Source organism: Dactylosporangium sp. NPDC048998 (genome assembly GCF_043197855.1).
Taxonomy (GTDB): Bacteria; Actinomycetota; Actinomycetes; order Mycobacteriales; family Micromonosporaceae; genus Dactylosporangium.
The window spans coordinates 1-18,186 of record NZ_JBICTV010000030.1; the positions used below are offsets into that span (position 1 = coordinate 1).

Annotated in this window: 16 protein-coding genes, 3 tRNA genes and 1 pseudogene; 16 read left to right on the forward strand and 4 right to left on the reverse strand. The window is 69.5% G+C overall.

From position 1 onward, the window contains the following. Positions 1 to 336: transposase (locus ACGFI8_RS38620; RefSeq protein WP_392812277.1), on the forward strand; the 336-nt coding region annotated here is incomplete at its 5' end. A gap of 223 nt (positions 337 to 559) precedes the next feature. Further along, positions 560 to 1,231 (forward strand): hypothetical protein, encoded by a 672-nt coding sequence (locus ACGFI8_RS38625; protein ID WP_392812278.1) that lies wholly within the window; start codon positions 560 to 562, stop codon positions 1,229 to 1,231. 134 nt (positions 1,232 to 1,365) lie between these two features. Here ACGFI8_RS38625 and ACGFI8_RS38630 read toward each other — a convergent pair whose 3' ends face one another. Beyond that, positions 1,366 to 2,502, reverse strand: coding sequence for a cellulose binding domain-containing protein (locus tag ACGFI8_RS38630; RefSeq protein WP_392812279.1), 1,137 nt, complete (start codon positions 2,500 to 2,502; stop codon positions 1,366 to 1,368). 183 nt (positions 2,503 to 2,685) lie between these two features. On the opposite strand from ACGFI8_RS38630, the gene ACGFI8_RS38635 reads away from it, so the two are divergent. The 3 genes from ACGFI8_RS38635 (at position 2,686) to ACGFI8_RS38645 (ending at position 4,503) form a co-directional block, all read left to right on the forward strand. Next, positions 2,686 to 4,293 (forward strand): ankyrin repeat domain-containing protein, encoded by a 1,608-nt coding sequence (locus ACGFI8_RS38635; protein WP_392812280.1) that lies wholly within the window; start codon positions 2,686 to 2,688, stop codon positions 4,291 to 4,293. 13 nt (positions 4,294 to 4,306) lie between these two features. Beyond that, positions 4,307 to 4,379: transfer RNA gene (locus ACGFI8_RS38640), tRNA-Gly, on the forward strand. A 51-nt stretch (positions 4,380 to 4,430) separates the two neighbouring features. Further along, positions 4,431 to 4,503: transfer RNA gene (locus ACGFI8_RS38645), tRNA-Arg, on the forward strand. A 22-nt stretch (positions 4,504 to 4,525) separates the two neighbouring features. On the opposite strand, the gene ACGFI8_RS38650 is transcribed toward ACGFI8_RS38645, so the two are convergent. Then, positions 4,526 to 5,452, reverse strand: coding sequence for an endonuclease/exonuclease/phosphatase family protein (locus tag ACGFI8_RS38650; RefSeq protein ID WP_392812282.1), 927 nt, complete (start codon positions 5,450 to 5,452; stop codon positions 4,526 to 4,528). A gap of 62 nt (positions 5,453 to 5,514) precedes the next feature. Next, positions 5,515 to 6,153, reverse strand: a complete 639-nt coding sequence (locus tag ACGFI8_RS38655; RefSeq protein ID WP_392812283.1) for an IclR family transcriptional regulator — start codon at positions 6,151 to 6,153, stop codon at positions 5,515 to 5,517. Positions 6,154 to 6,395: 242 nt separating this feature from the next. Between ACGFI8_RS38655 and ACGFI8_RS38660 the strand changes: the two genes are divergently transcribed. The 9 genes and pseudogenes from ACGFI8_RS38660 to ACGFI8_RS38700 all read left to right on the forward strand — a co-directional run bounded on the left by ACGFI8_RS38660 (position 6,396) and on the right by ACGFI8_RS38700 (position 15,278). Next, the gene (locus tag ACGFI8_RS38660; RefSeq protein WP_392812385.1) at positions 6,396 to 6,896 is read left to right on the forward strand and encodes an RNA polymerase sigma factor; all 501 of its coding nucleotides are present in this window, start codon (positions 6,396 to 6,398) and stop codon (positions 6,894 to 6,896) included. Then, complete coding sequence (locus ACGFI8_RS38665; RefSeq protein WP_392812285.1) at positions 6,889 to 7,407, forward strand: hypothetical protein; 519 nt, start codon at positions 6,889 to 6,891, stop codon at positions 7,405 to 7,407. The genes ACGFI8_RS38660 and ACGFI8_RS38665 overlap by 8 nt, the downstream gene beginning before the upstream one ends. Positions 7,408 to 7,566: 159 nt before the next feature. After that, positions 7,567 to 7,791, forward strand: a pseudogene (locus ACGFI8_RS38670) (IS5/IS1182 family transposase); the annotation flags it as partial. A 117-nt stretch (positions 7,792 to 7,908) separates the two neighbouring features. Continuing rightward, complete coding sequence (locus tag ACGFI8_RS38675) at positions 7,909 to 8,241, forward strand: hypothetical protein (RefSeq protein WP_392812287.1); 333 nt, start codon at positions 7,909 to 7,911, stop codon at positions 8,239 to 8,241. Positions 8,242 to 8,576: 335 nt separating this feature from the next. Beyond that, positions 8,577 to 8,861, forward strand: coding sequence for a hypothetical protein (locus ACGFI8_RS38680; protein ID WP_392812288.1), 285 nt, complete (start codon positions 8,577 to 8,579; stop codon positions 8,859 to 8,861). A 145-nt stretch (positions 8,862 to 9,006) separates the two neighbouring features. Then, positions 9,007 to 9,390 carry a hypothetical protein gene (locus tag ACGFI8_RS38685; protein WP_392812290.1) on the forward strand — a complete coding sequence of 128 codons (384 nt, stop codon included), beginning with the start codon at positions 9,007 to 9,009 and terminating at the stop codon, positions 9,388 to 9,390. Positions 9,391 to 10,038: 648 nt separating this feature from the next. Further along, the gene (gene cysS / locus ACGFI8_RS38690) at positions 10,039 to 11,445 is read left to right on the forward strand and encodes a cysteine--tRNA ligase (protein WP_392812292.1); all 1,407 of its coding nucleotides are present in this window, start codon (positions 10,039 to 10,041) and stop codon (positions 11,443 to 11,445) included. 4 nt (positions 11,446 to 11,449) lie between these two features. Further along, a complete protein-coding gene (gene rlmB / locus ACGFI8_RS38695) occupies positions 11,450 to 12,541 on the forward strand; it encodes a 23S rRNA (guanosine(2251)-2'-O)-methyltransferase RlmB (protein ID WP_392812293.1) in 1,092 nt (363 codons plus the stop codon). 70 nt (positions 12,542 to 12,611) lie between these two features. Continuing rightward, entirely contained in the window at positions 12,612 to 15,278 is a 2,667-nt protein-coding gene (locus tag ACGFI8_RS38700; protein ID WP_392812294.1) for an Hsp70 family protein, read from the forward strand. An 80-nt stretch (positions 15,279 to 15,358) separates the two neighbouring features. Here the strand turns inward: ACGFI8_RS38700 and ACGFI8_RS38705 are convergent, their stop codons facing one another. Beyond that, positions 15,359 to 16,450: an ABC transporter ATP-binding protein gene (locus tag ACGFI8_RS38705; protein ID WP_392812295.1), complete on the reverse strand. Its 1,092-nt coding sequence runs from the start codon at positions 16,448 to 16,450 to the stop codon at positions 15,359 to 15,361. 216 nt (positions 16,451 to 16,666) lie between these two features. On the opposite strand from ACGFI8_RS38705, the gene ACGFI8_RS38710 reads away from it, so the two are divergent. Both ACGFI8_RS38710 and ACGFI8_RS38715 read left to right on the forward strand, forming a co-directional pair. Then, a tRNA-Thr gene (locus ACGFI8_RS38710) sits at positions 16,667 to 16,739 on the forward strand. A gap of 868 nt (positions 16,740 to 17,607) precedes the next feature. Next, entirely contained in the window at positions 17,608 to 18,051 is a 444-nt protein-coding gene (locus ACGFI8_RS38715; RefSeq protein WP_392812296.1) for a hypothetical protein, read from the forward strand. Positions 18,052 to 18,186: the final 135 nt, after the last annotated feature.

The window sequence follows — 18,186 nt, forward strand, 5'->3', positions numbered from 1 at the left end:
CTGCAGGACCGCGACGCGGGACACCGGCTGCTGGCCCGGCTCCGCGAACGCTGCACCACCATCGCCCTGGTCTGGGCCGATGCCGGATACGCCGGGCGGATGCTCGTCTGGGCCCGCAACGTCCTGCGGCTGACGGTCCAGATCGTCAAACGCACCGAGCCAGGTTTCGTCGTGCTGCCCCGCCGGTGGGTGGTAGAGCGAACGTTCGCCTGGATCAGCAAGCATCGCCGCTGCGTACGCGACTATGAGACCAAGCCCGACCACCACGAGGCCATGATCTACATCGCCATGATCATGACAATGTCACGCCGACTTGCCCGCACCGGCAACTGGTAACCAAGGTTTCCGGACGCTCACTTAGGAAGCTCGTCCGCGAGCACAGACCGAAGCGACCGCTCATCGGCATGAGCGCGCACCGGCCGCGCAAGGTTGCAACTACGTGCCGTAGCCACTGGCCATCGCCGACGATCATGCTGGAGCCAGTTTATGGCCGTCCTGGTGAGGCCAGCGTCGTTCGACACAACCAGGACGAGTGTGGTGCCGAAGCGGGAGGTTAGATGTGCTGGTGACCGTTCATGACGTAGCGCGCGCCTTGCCCGACATACCTGTGCTTCGCGAGCGGTGTCGCGCGTTGGCGATGTTGGACGCGATCATGAGTCCGGATTGGGAGTCGCGGTACTACTCGTTTGACTCGCGTTGGGCGCCGGGAGAGGAGATGGCGTCCATGCGGAACGGGTCGGGCGACGCGTGGTCGATCGTGTTCTCACCGGTCGGTGCGTTCATCCGGGGCTTCGATCACGAGTCGCCGATGAGCCCGGCTGTCAATGACGATGAGCTGTGGCCTGGGCTGGTCGATACCGTGCCGGAGGTCTTTACCGCCTGTGTTGAAGAGCCCGCGTTCAGCTTCGAGGGAACGCTGGAAGCGACCGTGTGCCTGTGGCGGCAGCATAGCGACGACCGGTGGCATGCCGGAGAGATCGACTTCCCTCAGGGTGGCGACCCGGACGGCGCCAGCTGGCTGTTCGAGGTGCTGGTCGAGGGTACGCCGGCGGCGTACCAACGCTTTGCCGAGGACTACTACGAGACAGCCGTAGATGTGCAAGCGGTCGGCGAGATCTTCGCGCTGCATCCGCTCGCCGATGAGTTGGTGCGGCGCCTGAACCCCGAGGTGACGGTGGAAGATCTGGCTGCTGATCTCGTCGAGATTGGTTACCCACCGCGCGGTGCATAGCGGCTACCTCGGTGGTGGTCAGTAGGACGCCGGACGTCGACTTCACACCCCGAGCATGGTCCCAAACACCAAAAACGCCACAGCAGCCGGCGACGGGCGCCCGCCCGTCGCGGCTGCTGTGGTGGTTCAGCGGGTCAGCTGTAGGTGAGGGAGAAGCTGTTGTCGGTGAAGTTGCTCTTGCCGGCGGTGCCGCTCAGCTCGAAGCCGAACTGGATCTGGCCCACCGTCACGTCGCCCCACCAGTTCTGGGTGCGTAGCCAGTTCATGACCGCCAGGACGTCCACCGTGCCGGACGTGGTGTTGGCGGTGCGGACGAAGGAGAAGACCGCGTTCGCGCCGTTCGAACCGCGGTACACGTTCCAGGTGTGGCCGCCCACGCTCACGTTGCGGGCGTTCGGCACCGCGCCGTTGCTGTCGTAGGACTCGGCGATCGGGCCCACCGCGCCGTGCTGGTTGGTCCAGATCATGACCTCGTACGCGTTGTTGTTCGCCCAGATGTCGTACGCGGTCTCGTAGTCGCCGTCGGCGGGGACGGTGACGTTGAAGGAGCTGCTGACCGACGCCAGCGAGCTGAGCGTGCGGCTGAGGGTCTTGCCGGTGTGCGGGTACGACTTCACGCCGCTGGTGCGCGGGTGGTCCGCGACGACGCCCCAGTTGGTGCCGGTCCGCGCCCAGATCGTCTGGGGGCCGGCGCCCGAGCCCCAGACGTCGTTGATGATGGTGTACCCGTTGTTCGTCCACTGATCCCATGCGCCCGTCGCGACCCACACGGCGTCGGCGGGAACGCCGCTGGTGCTCGACGGCGTCGGTGAGGCGCTGGGGGTGCGGGACGGAGTCGGGGAGGCGCTGGGAGTGCGGGACGGTGTCGGGGAAGGGGAGTTGGTGACGGTGCCGGTGCAGGCCGTGCCGTTGAGCGTGAAGCTTGTCGGCACCGGGTTGCTGGCGTTCCACGAGCCGTTGAAGCCGAACGACGCGGTGCCGTTGGTGGCGATTGAGCCGTTGTAGCTGACGTTCTTCGCCGTGACCTGCGAACCGCTCTGCGTGACGGTGGCGTTCCAGAACTGCGTGACTGTCTGGCCGGCCGAGTACGACCACACCAGGGTCCAGCTCGCGATCGGATCGCCCAGGTTCGTGATCGTCACGTCGGCGCCGAAGCCGCCCGGCCACGAGTTCGTGATCGAGTACGCGACCCGGCAGCCGGCGGCGGCCGACGCGGGTAGTGCCGTGACGATGTGTGCTCCGACCGCGGCTACCGCAACCGCTGCTCCCATGGACAGGGCAAGTGTTCGCCTCCGCATGACCGCACGACCTTTCCTCCGAGGTATCGATGCGCTTCGACACGGCAAGCTAGACCCGGGCGCAGGGCCGGTCAACGGAATGCCGCGGCCCCCGCGTGATGGCGCGCGACGGGGCGTGAAAGTTACGGCGGGAGGACCGGTTTGGTACCGGCGTGGATGATCGAGCGGGCCACGCAACGCCGGCTGGCCGGTGACTGGCGCGGCGCGTGCGCGGCCGTCAACGTCGACGCCGACTTCGACCTGCGCGCGGTCCGCCGCATGCACGGCGCCGAGGTCGCCGAGCGGGTCGAGGACGACCTGCGCCACCTCGCGCCCGACCTGCTGCGGTGGCACCTCCCGCGCCGGCCGCGCGACGGGCTGCTGCGCGGTGGCCTGTGGTTCCCGCTCGATCTGCTCCCCGAGGACCACGCGCTCGTCGCCCGCGCGCCCGTCTGGCACGACCGGCCGCAGCGGATCACGCTGCGCGTCGAGCACCTCGACCGGACGTCACCCGGCCGGCGCGACGACGAGCTGCTGCACCTTCGGGATCGATGGGATTCCAGGTGTACCGGCGGAATGCTGAGCCGATGCGGAGGAGTGCAACGGCTGCCGTTCTTCGCCGCCGACGGTGAGCGGCTGCCGGAGGAGCGGCTCGGTGGTGCGGGGCCGGAGGGGCTGGTCGAGCGGCTCGTCCGGCTCGACGACGGCGGGCGGCACGCGGCCGCCTGGGCCGCCGCGGGGTTCCGCCTTGACGTGCTGCTGTTCGACCCGCGCTGGGGGCGTGACCTGGTCGACCCGGCCGCGTTCGACCCGTGGCTGCCGACCGGCCGGCGTAACCACGTCCGCGGCGAGGTGGTCCGGCGTTCGCTGGCCTGGCTGCGGCCGATCCACCCGACGCTCACCGAGGCCGCGCGCGGCGTGCAGGGGCTTGCCCGCATCGACATGCGGGGCCGGTGCCTGGTGCTCGACGGGCGGCGGGTCCGGCTCGTGACGCGCGTGCCGTACGGCCGGGTCGACGAGGAGCGCCGGCGGGCGGAGGTGGCCGAGTTCGGCGTCGAGCTGGCCCGCATCCCGAGGATCCCGGACGTGCTGGCCCGCCGGCCGGCCGAGCTGGACGCCCTCGTCCAGGGCCGGCTGGGCCCCGACGACCTGCATCCGCTGGTCCGCGCCGCGCTGTTCCCCGGCCGCCCGGCACCGGTACCGGCACCGCTCCCGGTGCTGCGGGAGACCGTGCGCGTCCACTGCGACCACGCCACCCACGAGGTCGCCATGCGCGACGGCGCCGTCGTCCTGCCCCACACGCCCGCCGAGATCGCCCGCGAACGGATGATCCAGGCGCTCGGCGGCGAGGTCCAGGGCTGCGTCGCGGCGTACGACGGCTGGCGGAACCCGGCCGTGCGCATGCCCCGCCCGATGCGCACCCTGCGCGACGACCTCATGACACTGATCCGGCGCGGCGACGCCCGAGCCGTGGCCGCGGCCCTGGACCGCGGGCTCGACCCGCACGTGCGCGACGAGCGCGGCCGGACGCTGCTGCACCTGCTGCCCTGGCTGCACGGCGCCGACCTGCTGCCGCGCCTGCTCGCCGCCGGCCTGGACATCGCCGCCCGCGACGAGCGAGGCGAGACCCCGCTGCACGCGGCCGTCGATCACGGCACGGCCGAGCTGGTCACGGCGCTGGTCGCGGCCGGCGCCGACCCGCGGGCCAGGGCGAACGGCACGTACGGCCGCATGCCGCTGCACACGAACCGGCCCGAGCTCGCCTTCCTGCGCCGGTCGCCCTAGGCTGCCCGCCGGCAGGGCTGTAGCGCAGAGGTTGTCGCGCCCGACTTCCACTCGGGAGGACGCCGGTTCGACTCCGGCCGGTCCTGCCCTCGAGTGCTGCGCCCCCTCATCCGCTGGCGCCTAGACTGCCGGGCGGCAGGGCCGTAGCGCAGAGGTCGTCGCAACCGACTCCGAATCGGTAGGACGCCGGTTCGACTCCGGCCGGCCCTGCCCTTCGGATCACCGCCTCGGATCACCGGTGGAGGCGGATCCGCGCGGCGATCGGGAGGTGGTCGCTGCCGGTCGCCGGCAGCGCCCGGACTCCGGTGACGGTCGCGGAGCGCGCCATGATCTGGTCGATCCGCGCGATCGGCGCCCGCGCCGGGAAGCTCCACGCAAACCCGGACGACGCCCAGGTGAGCCGCGAGCTGACCGGCCGCAGCCCCCGGTCATCGACCGTACTGTTGAGGTCGCCGAGCAGGATGACGTGCGGGATCGGCTCGGTGGCGAGCAGGGCCCCGAGCCGCGCGGCGCTGTCGTCGCGCCACGCGGTGTTGAATCCTTTGCGCAGCCCGATGCGCACCGACGGCAGGTGCGCGACGTACACGGCGATGTCCCCGCCCGGTGCTTGCACGACCGCCCGCAGCCCGCGGTTCCAGTCCGCGTCGAGGCCGCGGGGCTTGATGTCGATCGCCCGTGCGTCGGCGAGCGGGTACCGGGACCACAGCCCGACCGTGCCCTGCACCGTGTGATGCGGGTACTGCGCCTCGAGCACCGCGGCGTAGGCGGGCAGCGCCTCGGGGGTCACCTCTTCAAGCCCGATGAGGTCGGGCCGGGGTTGGGTGAGCGCCCGCGCGGTGCCGGCCGGATCCGGGTTTTCGTCGCTGACGTTGTGCTGTACGGCGACGAGGTCCGCGGGCCCGCCGCCGGCCGGCAGCATCTGCCCGCCGAACGCCGCGAGCCACGCGACCACCGCCACCAGGACGCTGATCAGCATCGGGATGGATCGGCGCCACACCGCGACGCCGAGCAGTATCGGGACGGCGAGACCGAGCCACGGGAGGAACGCTTCCAGCAGGCTGCCGAGGTGGCCGGGGCGGTTCGGCACGGCGCCGTGAAACGTCAGCAGGCCGCCGAGCAGGACCGCCGCGACCACCGCAGCGTAAGAGCTTCTGCGCACGGAAAGCTGACGCGCCCGGCGTCGGGATGGTTGTCATCGCGCCGGCGTGAGTGAGCGCGAGATCAGGAGAGCGCCTTCGCGATGGCGGTGGCGGCGCCGACGACCTCCGGGGGGACCGCGGACGGGTCGAGCTCGGTCAGGGCCACCACCCCCACGCTCGCCTCCAGGCCCTCGACGCCCGGGACGGCGGCCGCCACGCCGTGGGCGCCCTGTTGCAGCTCGCCCGTGGTGGTCACGGCCGTGTAGTCGCCCTGACGGCCGGCCAGGATCGCCTTGCCCGCGGCGCCCGAGGCCAGCGGGTGGCGGGAGCCCGTCCGGTACGCCACGTGAAACTGCGTCCAGCTCGGCTCGACGACCGCCAAGGCGTAGGCCTCGCCGCCGTCGGCGATGGTCAGGTGGGCCGTCGCGCCCACCGATTCGGCCAGGCGGCGCAGCGCCGGGAGCGCCGCGTCGGCCACCAAGGGCTGGGCGCGGCGGGCCAGGTGCAGCACCCCGGCGCCCAGGCGGAGGCGGCCCGCGCGGTCGCGGCGGATCATGCCATGCTCGGTCAGGGTCGCGGCCAGCCGGTAGACGACCGCGCGGCCGACACCCAGGCGGGTCGCGGCCTCGGTCATGGTCAGGCCGGCCGGCGAGTCGGCGACCAGGTGCAACAGCCGCAGACCACGGTCCAGCGTCTGCGCCGTCTCGGATGCCACCGGCACAGGCTATTGGACCGCAGCCCGACTCGTTGAGCGTGCCTCAGTGGGCCGCGCTGTGCGCCGCGGCGCCGGACGCTACCAAGGCCGAGATCCGTACCCGGACGCGGCAGGGCCAGCGGGCCGCGGCGACGCCAGAGCCGCTCGTGTGGCAGTTCGGACCATGCTTGACCAACACCGCCAACCCTGATCATCAAAAGTCTCGACAAATTCGGGAACCGCTCGGCCACTTGGGGGGTGATAGGAGTATGGACCAATCGTCCGGCCCGCATGAGGGAGTCTCCGATCTCTACGCGGCCTGCTACCGCCGACTCGTCGGGGTAGTAGCGCTCGTTGCCGACGGTCACGCAGAGGCCGAAGAATGCGTGCAAGAGGCTTTCGTCAGGTTGCTCGGCCGGTGGCAGCACGTGTCTCGTCTCGAGTCGCCCGAAGTGTGGCTTCGCACCGTCGCGTTCAGGCTGGTGTCAAACCGGCGACGGAAAGCTCGCCACGCAGTACGCGCGCTGTGGCGTCATGGTCCAGCAGCCGACGAGCCCGCGCCGAGCGCCGATCGGATGGACCTGATCCAGGCACTGCGTGCGCTGCCTGTTGGGCAGCGCCAAGCCGTCGTCATGCATCACCTCTTGGGGCTCAGCATCGACGAGACTGCTGAGGCGCTGAAAGTGGCTCCAGGAACCGTGAAATCCCGTCTGAGCAGAGCTCGCAGTGCACTTGCCGGGTTGCTGAGAGAGGAGGCTATGCATGTCTAAACTCACGGAATTGTTGGCCATGGAGGCGGTGCGGCAGCAACCGGCACAGCAACCCGCCTTCGCCGAACTCGTGCGATTGCGGCGGAAGCGAGATCAGCGCAACCGCGCCGTCGCTGGCGCTGTCTTGGCACTTGCACTCGCCGCGGCCGGAGGATCTATGTTGTTCCGGCAGGAACAGGGCGCGCCAGCTGCGTCTGGCGATCGCGTAGTCGTCACTGGAACACTGCTGCAAGTCGGCGGCGATGCGTTGGACTCGGGAGATGTGCTGAAACGCGGCATTGCTGGCATGGTGCAGTTCCAGTCGGCGAACGGAACTGCGATCGATGCACCAGCCGCCAATGATGGCCGATTCTCTATCATGGTCCCGCCAGGTCAATATACCGTTACCGGTCGACCGCACTATGCCGTCGCCAGTAGCTCACTCGACTTCTCTTTCTGTCAAGCAGACGAACCCGTTATTGTTCCGGGCGACGGCCTCAGCGGCGTTCAGGTGATCTGTAACATCCGCTAGCGCGCCGGGCGAGCAGCCCGGCGCGCCGTTCCGCCCCCGACCGCTCCAAGCAATCCTCGCACAGCCGGGACCGGGTCTTCGCGGTCTCGCGGGCAGCGGCCCGGACCTCCTTGTCGGCCTTCAACGGCGCGTTCCACCACAGCGGACGTCTACGCGCCACACCACGACAACCAGGCACCCATCCGGGCGAGTCGGAGGTGGCATGTCGAGCGGACAAACGCCTGGCACAACGCCTTCAACCGCCTGCAACGCTGCGACGAACGCAAAGAACGCGTCATCGACGCGTTCTTTGCGTTCGCCGACGCCATCATCACGCTACGTAGCCTGATCCGGCAGGCATGGACCCTGTGCCGGTGGGACAACCGCCCCGCCCGCCGTCCATGATCTTGACCTATCTGCGCGATCTCTTCAATTCAATTTGGCGTCGGCACCTACCAACCGTGCGCGGCGACGGCTAGGCTCCCGTCCGGCTCGCCAACGGATTGTCATAGGGGAACCGTCGTGTCGTTGCTGTTGTTCTACATCGTCGCGCTCGGCGCGAGCGCCATTGTTCTACTGCTCGTGACGGTCACTGGGTTCGGAGCGACCTCGCTCGAGTACCGGATTCTCAGCGGCTTTGGCGCTCTAGCATCCGCCGCCTACGCGTTCTACCTGGTATTTCAGTTCCAGGGAGGGCGCTACTACTTCTTCAACGGTGCCCTAATCCTGCCCGTGTATGCCGGCTACAAGCTGTACACGGGTTTCCGGAGGCGCGAGCTTGATAGGGCGGACCGGCGGGCGGCGAAGGCCGCGCAGAAGGCTGCGGACGAATGGCGCTCGACCCGCCGTTGGTAGCGCCGGTCCAGGACCCAGGAGCGGACAGCAGAGGCCAGCCAAGGTCACGTGATACCACCGAGACCAGGCGGGCAACCCGACGAACAGCCAGACATCGACAATTCCCAAGCTGACAGTCGACCCGTACCCGCGCGCCCCTTGCATGCCCGTTGGGGTGGAAGACGGCGATCAACGGCGGTCAGCTCCTGGACGTGGCGGCCAGCGTGGCGACGCAGCTCAAGCCAGGTCGCTGCCGTGCGACTCCCGGCCGTGTCCACACTTCCTAAACTGTCCGGCTGTACAGCCAGCCGTTCCTTGCCCGCGCGGGCGTCGGCCCTGCGCCCCGCCGCAGCGACATGAGCTGGCGGGCCTTCCCTCGGGCGCAAGCGTCCGGGCTGCTCGCGACCGACTACTTCCACGTCGATACGGTCGCGCTGCGGCGGTTGTACGTCCTGGTGGTGATGGAGGTGGTGACCTGCCGGGTCCACATCCTCGGCGTCGCTGCGAACCCGACCGGCGAATGGACCACACAGCAGGCCCGCAACCTGGTCGTGGATCTCGGGCCGCGTCGTTCCGGTTCCTTGTCCGTGACCGAGTCGCGAAGTTCACCGGTCCGTTCGACGCGGTGTTCACCGCTGTAGGCATCGACGTGGTGAAGATCCCGCCCGCGGACGCCGAGGGCGAACTGTTACGCCGAACGGTTCGTCGGCAGCGCACGCAGGGAGTTTCGGCAAGCGCAGGAATCACCCCGGTCTCGGGTGGGGTTCGATCGGTACTGTCGCCCGTGTGGACGAGGAGTGGATGTGGTCAGACGCGTGGGTGCTGCTGTCCATCGGGGGCGCTGACGCGTCGACGGGGTCCACGCTGGTAGAGGTGATCGGCGTTGCCGACTACCGCAACCACGCGATCCTGACCGAGCCCGAGTTCACCCAGGCGGTCGGGCGACTGCTGGCGGCTGGCCTGGTCGGCGTCGACATCGCCGCCGATCGCTACTGGCTGAGGGATGCCGGCCGGGTGGTGAGCCAGCACGGCGGCCGAGGCGGATCGTTCGAAGGCGTGGAAGCCGCTCTTCGTGAGCTCGGCCGTCCCACGACACTGGGTTGGGCATTGCCGGCCGACATGTTCGACAGCGCTGTTGAGGCGTATCAGGAGGGTTTCTCAAAACTCTAGTCGTGCGTATCTGAGTGATTGCAGCCGGTGTGGCGCTAGGTAATTTTAGGTGGAGGGGCTGTGATGTGTTGCTTCGCCTGGGCGTTGTAGGCGTCGACCGCGCGGCGGTGATCCATGCCAGACAGGGTGGCGTACCACTCGCGGATCAGCTCCGGGTGTGACGTAGTCCGCGGACGGCCGGATCCGCACTGTGAAGACCGTCGACGGCCTGGTTCGCCAGCTGTCAAAGACTCGCCGCGGCACGGCTGCGGCGTCTGGCAGCACGACACGCTCTGTGCCCTTGTGACGCAGGGTCCCCGCCCCGCCCCTCGCCGGGTGCTGGTCGACGTCCGGCGGGGCGGACACCCCAGACTCCCTCCCGGCGCCATAGGGAGCCAGGTGCCGGCGGCGACAGCCGCGACGAGAACACGAGCCGGGCAGATCCGCGGCCGGCGGCTGAGTCGAGGACTCCATCTGCACGTGACGGCAACGCCACACGCAGGACCAGTGTCCCGACAGCCTTTCGTAGGGTCTCAGAGACGCTATGTGAACGTCGGCGGAGCGGTACGGCAGGCAGCGATCTTCACTGGGCGGACGTCCGGACGGCACGTTGCCGGACGCGGCCTCCGGGCGTGATGCCGGACGGGCGCGGAAGCTACTCTTGCACGTGTGACCCTACGCCTGTATGACACCGCCACCCGATCGGTCCGGGACTTCGTCCCGATGACGCCCGGGCAGGTCGGCATCTACCTGTGTGGGCTCACGGTGCAGGCCGGCCCGCACATCGGCCACCTGCGCTCCGGCGTCAACTATGACGTGCTGCGCCGGTGGTTCGCCAAGTCCGGCTACACGGTGACGTTCATCCGCAACATCACCGACATCGACGACAAGGTGCTGCAGAAGGCGATCGAGGCCGGCCAGCCGTTCTGGTCGATCGCATACGCCAACGAGCGGTTGCTGTCGGCCACCTATCAGCGCCTCGGGGTGCTGCCGCCCACGTATGAGCCGCGCGCGACCGGCCACATCCCGGAGATGCACGAGCTCATCAAGCAGCTGATCGCGGACGGGCACGCCTACGAGGCCGTCGACGGCAGCGGCGACGTGTATTTCGACGTGCGGTCCTACCCGGAGTACGGCGCGCTGTCGGGGCAGCGGCCCGACTCGATGGAGCCGGCGGCCGACGGGCCCGCGCGCGCCAAGCGCGACCCGCGCGACTTCGCGCTGTGGAAGGGCATCAAGCCCGACGAGCCCGGCGACGCCAACTGGCCGTCGCCGTGGGGGCCCGGGCGGCCCGGCTGGCACATCGAGTGCTCGGCCATGTGCTGGCGGTATCTGGGCGCCGAGTTCGACATCCACGGCGGCGGCCTCGACCTGCAGTTCCCGCACCACGAGAACGAGATCGCGCAGTCGCGCGCGGCCGGGCACGGGTTCGCCCGGTTCTGGGTGCACCACGCGCTGCTCAACCTCGGCGGGACGAAGATGGCCAAGTCCGTCGGCAACGTCGTGACGCTCGAGTCGCTGGAGGATTCGGGTGTACGACCGGTCGAGGTTCGCTACTACCTGCTGACGCCCCACTACCGGTCGATGATCGACTACTCGCCGGAGTCGCTGGCGGAGTCGGCCACGGCGTACCGCCGGCTGGAAAACTTCGTGCTGCGCGCGGCCGAGCAGGTCGGCGACGGCGAGCTCGGCGAGGTGCCGGCGGCCTTCGCCGAGGCGATGGACGACGACCTCAACACCTCGCAGGCGGTGGCCGTCGTCCACAACACCGTCCGCGACGCCAACGCGGCGCTGACCGCCGCGGACGTGCCGGCGATCCGCGCGGCGCTGGCCGAGGTGCGCGCCATGCTCGACGTGCTCGGGGTCGACCCGCTGCACCCGCAGTGGCGCTCGACCGACGCCGGCGACCTGACCAAGGTGGTCGACTCGCTGGTGGCGCTCGCCCTCGAACAGCGCGCCGCGGCGCGCACCCGGAAGGACTGGGCCGCCGCGGACGCGGTGCGCGACCAGCTCAAGCAGGCCGGCGTCGTGGTGGAGGACACCGCGGCCGGTCCACGATGGACCTTGGAGCACTGAACTGATGCCAGGAAATTCCGAACGCCGCGGCAAGCGGGTCGTCTCGAAGAAGGGCGCCGCGAAGGGCTCCGGCGGCAAGAACCGGCAGTCGCTGGCCGGGCGGGGGCGCACGCTGCCCGCCGACGAGCGGCCCTGGCACAAGGGGTACTCCGGGGACGAGCAGCTCCCGGAGCGCACCGCCTGGAAGCAGGACAAGGAGCGCCGGGCCGCGGCGGCCGAGGGGCGCGCCCCCAAGATCGGCCAGCCGGGGACGAAGCGGACGGCCGGCAAGGGGCCGTTCGGCGCCAAGAAGAAGGCCGCGCCGGTCAAGTCGTCGCACCGGGTCTCCCCGGGGCGCAAGGCCGCGCAGCCCAAGGAGGGCCCCGAGCTGCTCGTCGGGCGCAACCCGGTCGTCGAGGCGCTGCGCACGCACGTGCCGGCCACGGCGCTGTACGTCGCCCTCGGTATCGACATGGACGAGCGCGTCAAGGAGGCTGTGCGCACCGCCGCCGAGCGGGGCGTCGCGATCCTCGAGGTGTCCCGCAACGAGCTGGACCGCATGACCGGCGGGGTGCTGCACCAGGGGCTCGGCCTGCAGGTGCCGCCGTTCGCGTACGAGCCGTTCGCGGACCTGCTCGCCGCCTCGCTGGAGTCCCCGGCGCCGTTGCTCATCGCGCTTGACGGCATCACGGACCCGCGCAACCTCGGTGCGATCATCCGCTCGGCGGCCGCGTTCGGCGCGCACGGCGTCTTCCTGACCGAGCGTCGCTCCGCCGCGATCACCGCGACCGCCTGGCGCACCAGCGCCGGCGCCGCGGCCCGGGTCAAGGTGGCGCAGGTGACCAACCTGACCCGCTCGCTGAAGCAGTGTCAGGAGGAGGGGTTCATCGTCGCGGGGCTCGACGCCGACGGGGAGACTTCGCTGTACGAGCTGGAAGCGGCGGTCGGACCGCTCGTGGTGGTCGTCGGCTCGGAGGGGCGGGGCCTGTCCCGGCTCGTCGGGCAGACCTGCGACCTGCGTGTCGGCATTCCGATGGTCTCTGACGTGGAGTCGCTCAACGCCTCCGTCGCGGCGGCCGTGACCCTGGCCGAGGTGTCGCGCCGCCGCATCTTGTAGCTCGCGTCGGGTTTCGGCGTGCGTGGTTTCGCACGCTGTGGATCTTTGTGGGCGCCCCTAGGATGGGCCGGTGACTCAGCCTCAGCAGGGCTTCGCCATCGGGGTCGACCTCGGCACCTCCAATACCGTCGCGGTGATCCGGCACCCCGACGGCCGGACCCGCCCGCTGCTCGTCGACGGCGCGCCGATCATGCCCTCCGGCGTGTACGTCGACGAGCACGGCCGGCTGCACGTCGGCCGTGACGCGTACCGTATGGCCGGGCTCGACCCGTCCCGCTTCGAGCCCAACCCGAAGCGGCGCATCGACGAGCCCACCGTCCTGCTCGGCGACCGCGAGATCCCGACCGTCGACCTGCTGGCCGCGATCCTGGCCGCGGTCGCGCGCGCCGCCGTCGAGGCGGTCGGGTTCCTGCCGTCCGCGGTGCTCACCCACCCCGCGGCCTGGGGCACCCGCCGGCGGGACACCCTCGCCGAGGCGGCGCGGCGGGCTGGCTGGCCGCCGGTCATGCTCGTGCCCGAGCCGGTCGCCGCGGCACGGTACTTCGCGGACGTGCTGCGCCGCCCCGTCCCCGTCGGCGCGGCGCTCGCCGTGTTCGACTTCGGCGGCGGAACGCTCGACATCGCCGTCGTACGCAACGACAACGGCCGCTTCTCCGTCGCCGGCTCCGGCGGCATCGAGGACCTCGGCGGCCTCGACGTCGACGCCGCGATCATCGAGCACCTCGGGGCGGTCATCGCCTCGACCACACCCGCGGTCTGGGCTTCGTTGAAGAGCCCCGAGACCACCACGCAGCGGCGCGACCGCCGGCTGTTCTGGGACGACGTGCGCGGGGCCAAGGAGATGCTGTCCCGCACCACCGTTGCCCCGATCACCGTGCCCGGGCGCGACCAGGCGCTGCACATGACCCGCGAGGAGCTGGAGAAGGTCACCGAGCCGCTGATCCGGCGGGCGGTCTGGGAGACCGGGAAGGTCGTACACGCCGCCGGGCTGCGCCCCGACCAGCTGGCCGGGCTGTTCCTGGTCGGCGGCTCGTCGCGGCTGCCCCTGGCGGCGCGGCTGCTGCACGCGGAGCTGGGGATCGCCCCCACGGTCCTGGAGCAGCCGGAGCTGCCGGTCGCGGAGGGCGCGCTGGCCGAGCTGGCACCGGTCGGCTACCAGACGGAGAGCGTGCCGGTCGCCGCGAGCTTCAGCGCCCCGCCAGCCGCGGTCAGCGCTCCTCCCGCCTCGCCGGTTTCCCCTACTTCTCCGGTTTCTGGCGGTTTCGGCGGTGCACCGGTTTCTGCCCCGCCGGGCTATCCGATGCGGGCCGCGCAGGCCATTCCGCCGGGTCAGGTCATTCCGCCTGGTCAGGTGAGCCCGCCGACGCCGATCTCGGTGCCTCCGGCGCCGGCCGCACCCCCGCGCCGCCGCCGGACCGGGCTGCTCGTCGGGGCGGTCGCGGCGGTCGTCGTGCTCGCGCTGGTGGCCGCCGGCGGGTACTTCTTCTTCGTTCGCGACCGGATCAGCACCGTCGACTTCAAGACCTTTGCCGGCGCCGGCTCGCTCGACCTCGCCAACGCCGACGCGATCACCTATCCGGTGACCGCCACGCTGGGCTCGCGCACGTACGCCGGTTGGGTTCAGGACAAGAAGTTCCACCTCGTCGCCTACGACCTCGACGAGAAGAAGAAGGTCTGGTCCCACGATGTCGACTCCGACAGCTACCGCTGGCAACTGCTGCCGAATCCGGGCGGGCTGATCCTGATCGCCGCCGGCGGTACCAAAGGGTCATTGAGACTGTTGAATGATTCGGACGGCAAGGAGCGCGCGCAACTCGACTTCGCCTCCGACGACCGCGTCGTGTTCCTCGACTCGGTCTGGGTGGTCCACTCCGGCGCCACGAAGAAGACCAACGCGTATGCGTGGGACGGCGCCTGGAAATGGACCGTCGATGACGACAAGAAGGGCACGGCCATCATCGGGCCGGTCAACGCCGCCGACGGCCGCGGCCCGTCCGACCTCTCCGGCCCGACCGACCGCGACGTCAAGTCCCGGACCACATACGTCTCGGTCGACGGCGACAAGATCAACCTGCGTGACGGGGCGGCCAACGGCAAGGTGCTGCGCAGCTGGAACAACACGTCGGACAACTACTATTCGGGCTACGCGATGGCCGACGGGACGCTGTTCATCTACAGCACTGGCACCAAGTACACGGTCAAGGCGTACGACCTGAGCAAGCAGGGCGAGCCGGACCAGCTCTACACCTCCGACGACAAGCACCGCATCGCCTCGATCTCGCCCTGCGGCACGGGCCGGATCTGCCTGCTGGACGGCACCGCTTCGGACGGTTCCGACACCGTACTGCGCGTGCTGTCCATCGCCGACAAAAAAGAACTCTGGCACGGGGATGCCAAGGGCACCAACACATTGGTACCCGTGGGAAAGCAGACCCTCGCCACGTCGTACCCGAACGGCGGCGCCAGCTGGCTGTTCGACGAGAACGGCGGGCAGCTGCTCAAACCCGAGGACCAGGGCGCGCTGGGCTTCCGGGTGACGAACGGGAGCCTGCTGTTCTTCGCGAAGGCCCCGACCGCCTACGCCGGCGACGTCGCGCTGGTCGGCGTCACCGCGGCAACGGGTGGTCGTGTGGCACTCGGCACCCTGTCGAAGGTCTCCGGGTCGAGCTGCTCCTGGAACGACTCGAAGATCGCCTGCATCGGCGAGGGGAAGCTGCAGGTCTGGACGTTCGCCTAGTCTTTGGTTCATACATAAAGGCGGCGCCGGGAATCCGGCGCCGCCTTTGTTGTGTCTAGCTTTGTTGTGTCTAGGGTTTGTCAGATCCGGCGGCCGGTCGCGGCGTTGAACGCGTGGTGCGTGTTCGCGTGCGGGCGGACGTACACGATCTCGGTCAGGCGCGGCGTGCGGCGCGGGTCGGCGCGGACGACGAACCGCTCGTCCTGGCCGTCGAGCGCCACGATGCCGTGCACGTAGGCGTCGGAGCCGAGCTCCTCCACCAGGTCGACCGTGATCGGGATGCCACCGTCGTTCGGCCCGACCAGGTCGGTGTCCTCGGGCCGGAAGCCGACCGTCACCCGGCCGTTGGCCCCGTCCGACTGCGCCGCCGCGATCTGCTCGCGGGTCAGCGGCAGGATGACGTCGCCGAAGCGCCCACCCTGGTCGGTCAGCGGCACCGTCTTGATGTTCATGGCCGGCGACCCCATGAACCCGGCGACGAACACGTTCGCCGGCCGGTCGTACAGCGCACGCGGGCTGTCGACCTGCTGCAGCACGCCATCGAGCAGCACCGCCACGCGGTGACCCATCGTCATGGCCTCGACCTGGTCGTGCGTCACGTACACCGTGGTGATGCCGAGCTTGGCCTGCAGCGTCGCGATCTGCGAACGCGTCTGGACACGCAGCTTGGCGTCGAGGTTCGACAGCGGCTCATCCATGAGGAAGACCTGCGGCTCACGCACGATCGCGCGACCCATCGCGACACGCTGCCGCTGACCACCGGACAGCGCCTTAGGCTTACGCCCGAGGTAGTCCTCGAGCTGCAGCATCGCGGCCGCTTCCTTCACCCGACGGTCGATCTCATGCTTCGGCGTCTTACGCAGCTTCAGCGCGAACGCCATGTTCTCGTACACCGTCATGTGCGGGTACAGCGCGTAGTTCTGGAACACCATCGCGATGTCGCGCGCCTTCGGCGGCAGATGCGTGACGTTGCGCTCGTTGATCAGGATGTCGCCGCTGTCGACGTCCTCAAGACCGGCGAGCATGCGCAGCGACGTCGACTTGCCACAACCGGAGGGCCCGACGAGGACGAGGAACTCGCCGTCACCGATCTCGAGGTCGAGCTGGTCAACCGCGGGACGCGGGGTGCCCGGGTAGACCCGGGACGCCTTAGCGTACGTGACCGTAGCCATAGGGGTAGCCACCTTCCACCGGCAGGAACGTGCCGGACGATCCGAGTAGAAGCACCTCCGGCCTGCGGCGTTGCAGGATGCGGAGTAGGGCAACAGTAAGCGGTAGGAGCCCCGCTGCCAAGGTCGAGGACCAAATTAGTGGTGATTTGGTAGCTTTCGCCAGGGGGCAATCTGCGAGGCGCGCCCCGCCAGGGACCAAGTAACATCGTGAGTCAGGCCGACGTGGCGCAACTGGCAGCGCACCCGACTTGTAATCGGAAGGTTGGGGGTTCAAGTCCCCCCGTCGGCTCTCTCGATCAATCCCCCGACCTGCTCATTTCCGGTCGGCTCGCACCCTCGTGGCACTGCCCTACGGAGCGTCGTGCTCATTCCGTGCTCGGATGAGCCGGGTTCATCGGCAAGATATTCGGTCGTGAAGGCCTATGTCGGCGTGACGGACGGCAATTGGTATCGGTTCCTTGCCGACAGGCCGCAGTTGCACCGGCGCCGGTGGCACGCTGCGGGCGCGGCGAGGTTGCCGGTCCAGGGCGGCAGAACGACGCGCCGCCGACAGCCTGGCCGGCGGTCTGATCCGGCCGTACCACGCGCCATCCGGCGAATCCCCGATCGAACATGATGTGGACGTCGAAGTCGTCCCGCAGCCGAGGACTCACCAAAGGTCCAGGGCAAGGCGATCGTCGTGGCCGTCTCAATCACCTGCAAGACCGGCAAGATGAGCTACAACCCCTTCCACTGGTCGATGCTCGCCGGCCGCCGGGAATCCTGACCTCGTACGCCGCGGCCAGCGGTTCGTACTCGACCTGGCTGAGGTGCGCTCTCTCTGCCCCACGCCGCGATTCGTCGGCGACTATCGGCTGGTGCAGCCGACCCTCGGCTGCGACCGCAGCGACTCACTCGGGCGGTGAGTAAGCGCGGATTCGTCTTCTTCCGCAGCTGGACCTCCTGTGCTGACCGTGCTCACGACCTCCACCTCGACCCGTCGCTACGCAGGCGCCGAACGGCCCGGTAGAGCCCGGCGAGAAACCACGGGTCGAGCGCGGCCGGGTTCGGGCGCAACAGGTAGAGATTGCGGCCGGTGATCGCACAGCGGTGCTGGTAGGCGTCGAGCACGACTCCCCGAAGGCCCCAAAGAAGTTCGCGGTGGGCGAGGTCGGCCCATGAGGTTGTCGCCGGCCGCAAGTAAGCTGTTGTCGCTGGCGCAGAGCCCGGAGGCGCCGGGACGGCCGCTGCTGAACATCGAGACGCACCTGTGGACCCGCGCGGTGACGCGACTCCTGCGCGGCGTCGCCAACGAGACCATGTTCGGCTGGTACGACGAGCCGCCACGCGACCTGGACCCGTTCGCGCCGGAGATCGACGCTGTGGTGGCCGATGCCCGGTACCAGCGGCTGCCCGCCATCTACTGCCGCCACTGCGGGCGTTCCGGCTGGATGGCACTCTCGCCGGAGAAGGACCCGGACGAGCTGGAGATCGACCCGGACAAGATTTATCGGGCGAGCGTCAGCCGGGACAAGCGGCGCGTGCGGGCGTTCATCGCCGCCACCGTCAATATGACCGAACGACGTCCAACATGGCCGGTACGGCTATTCGATTCCCCGTAGAAGATCCATATCTTCAGACCAAGTCGGTCATCGGCGCCGGTTGAACCTTGGTGCGTAATGCTCGCGGAGGTACTTGCATGCCGTCCGTGCTGTCCTGCGCTGCTGGGTCCACCCCCGGCCGCCTCGAGTGCAGGA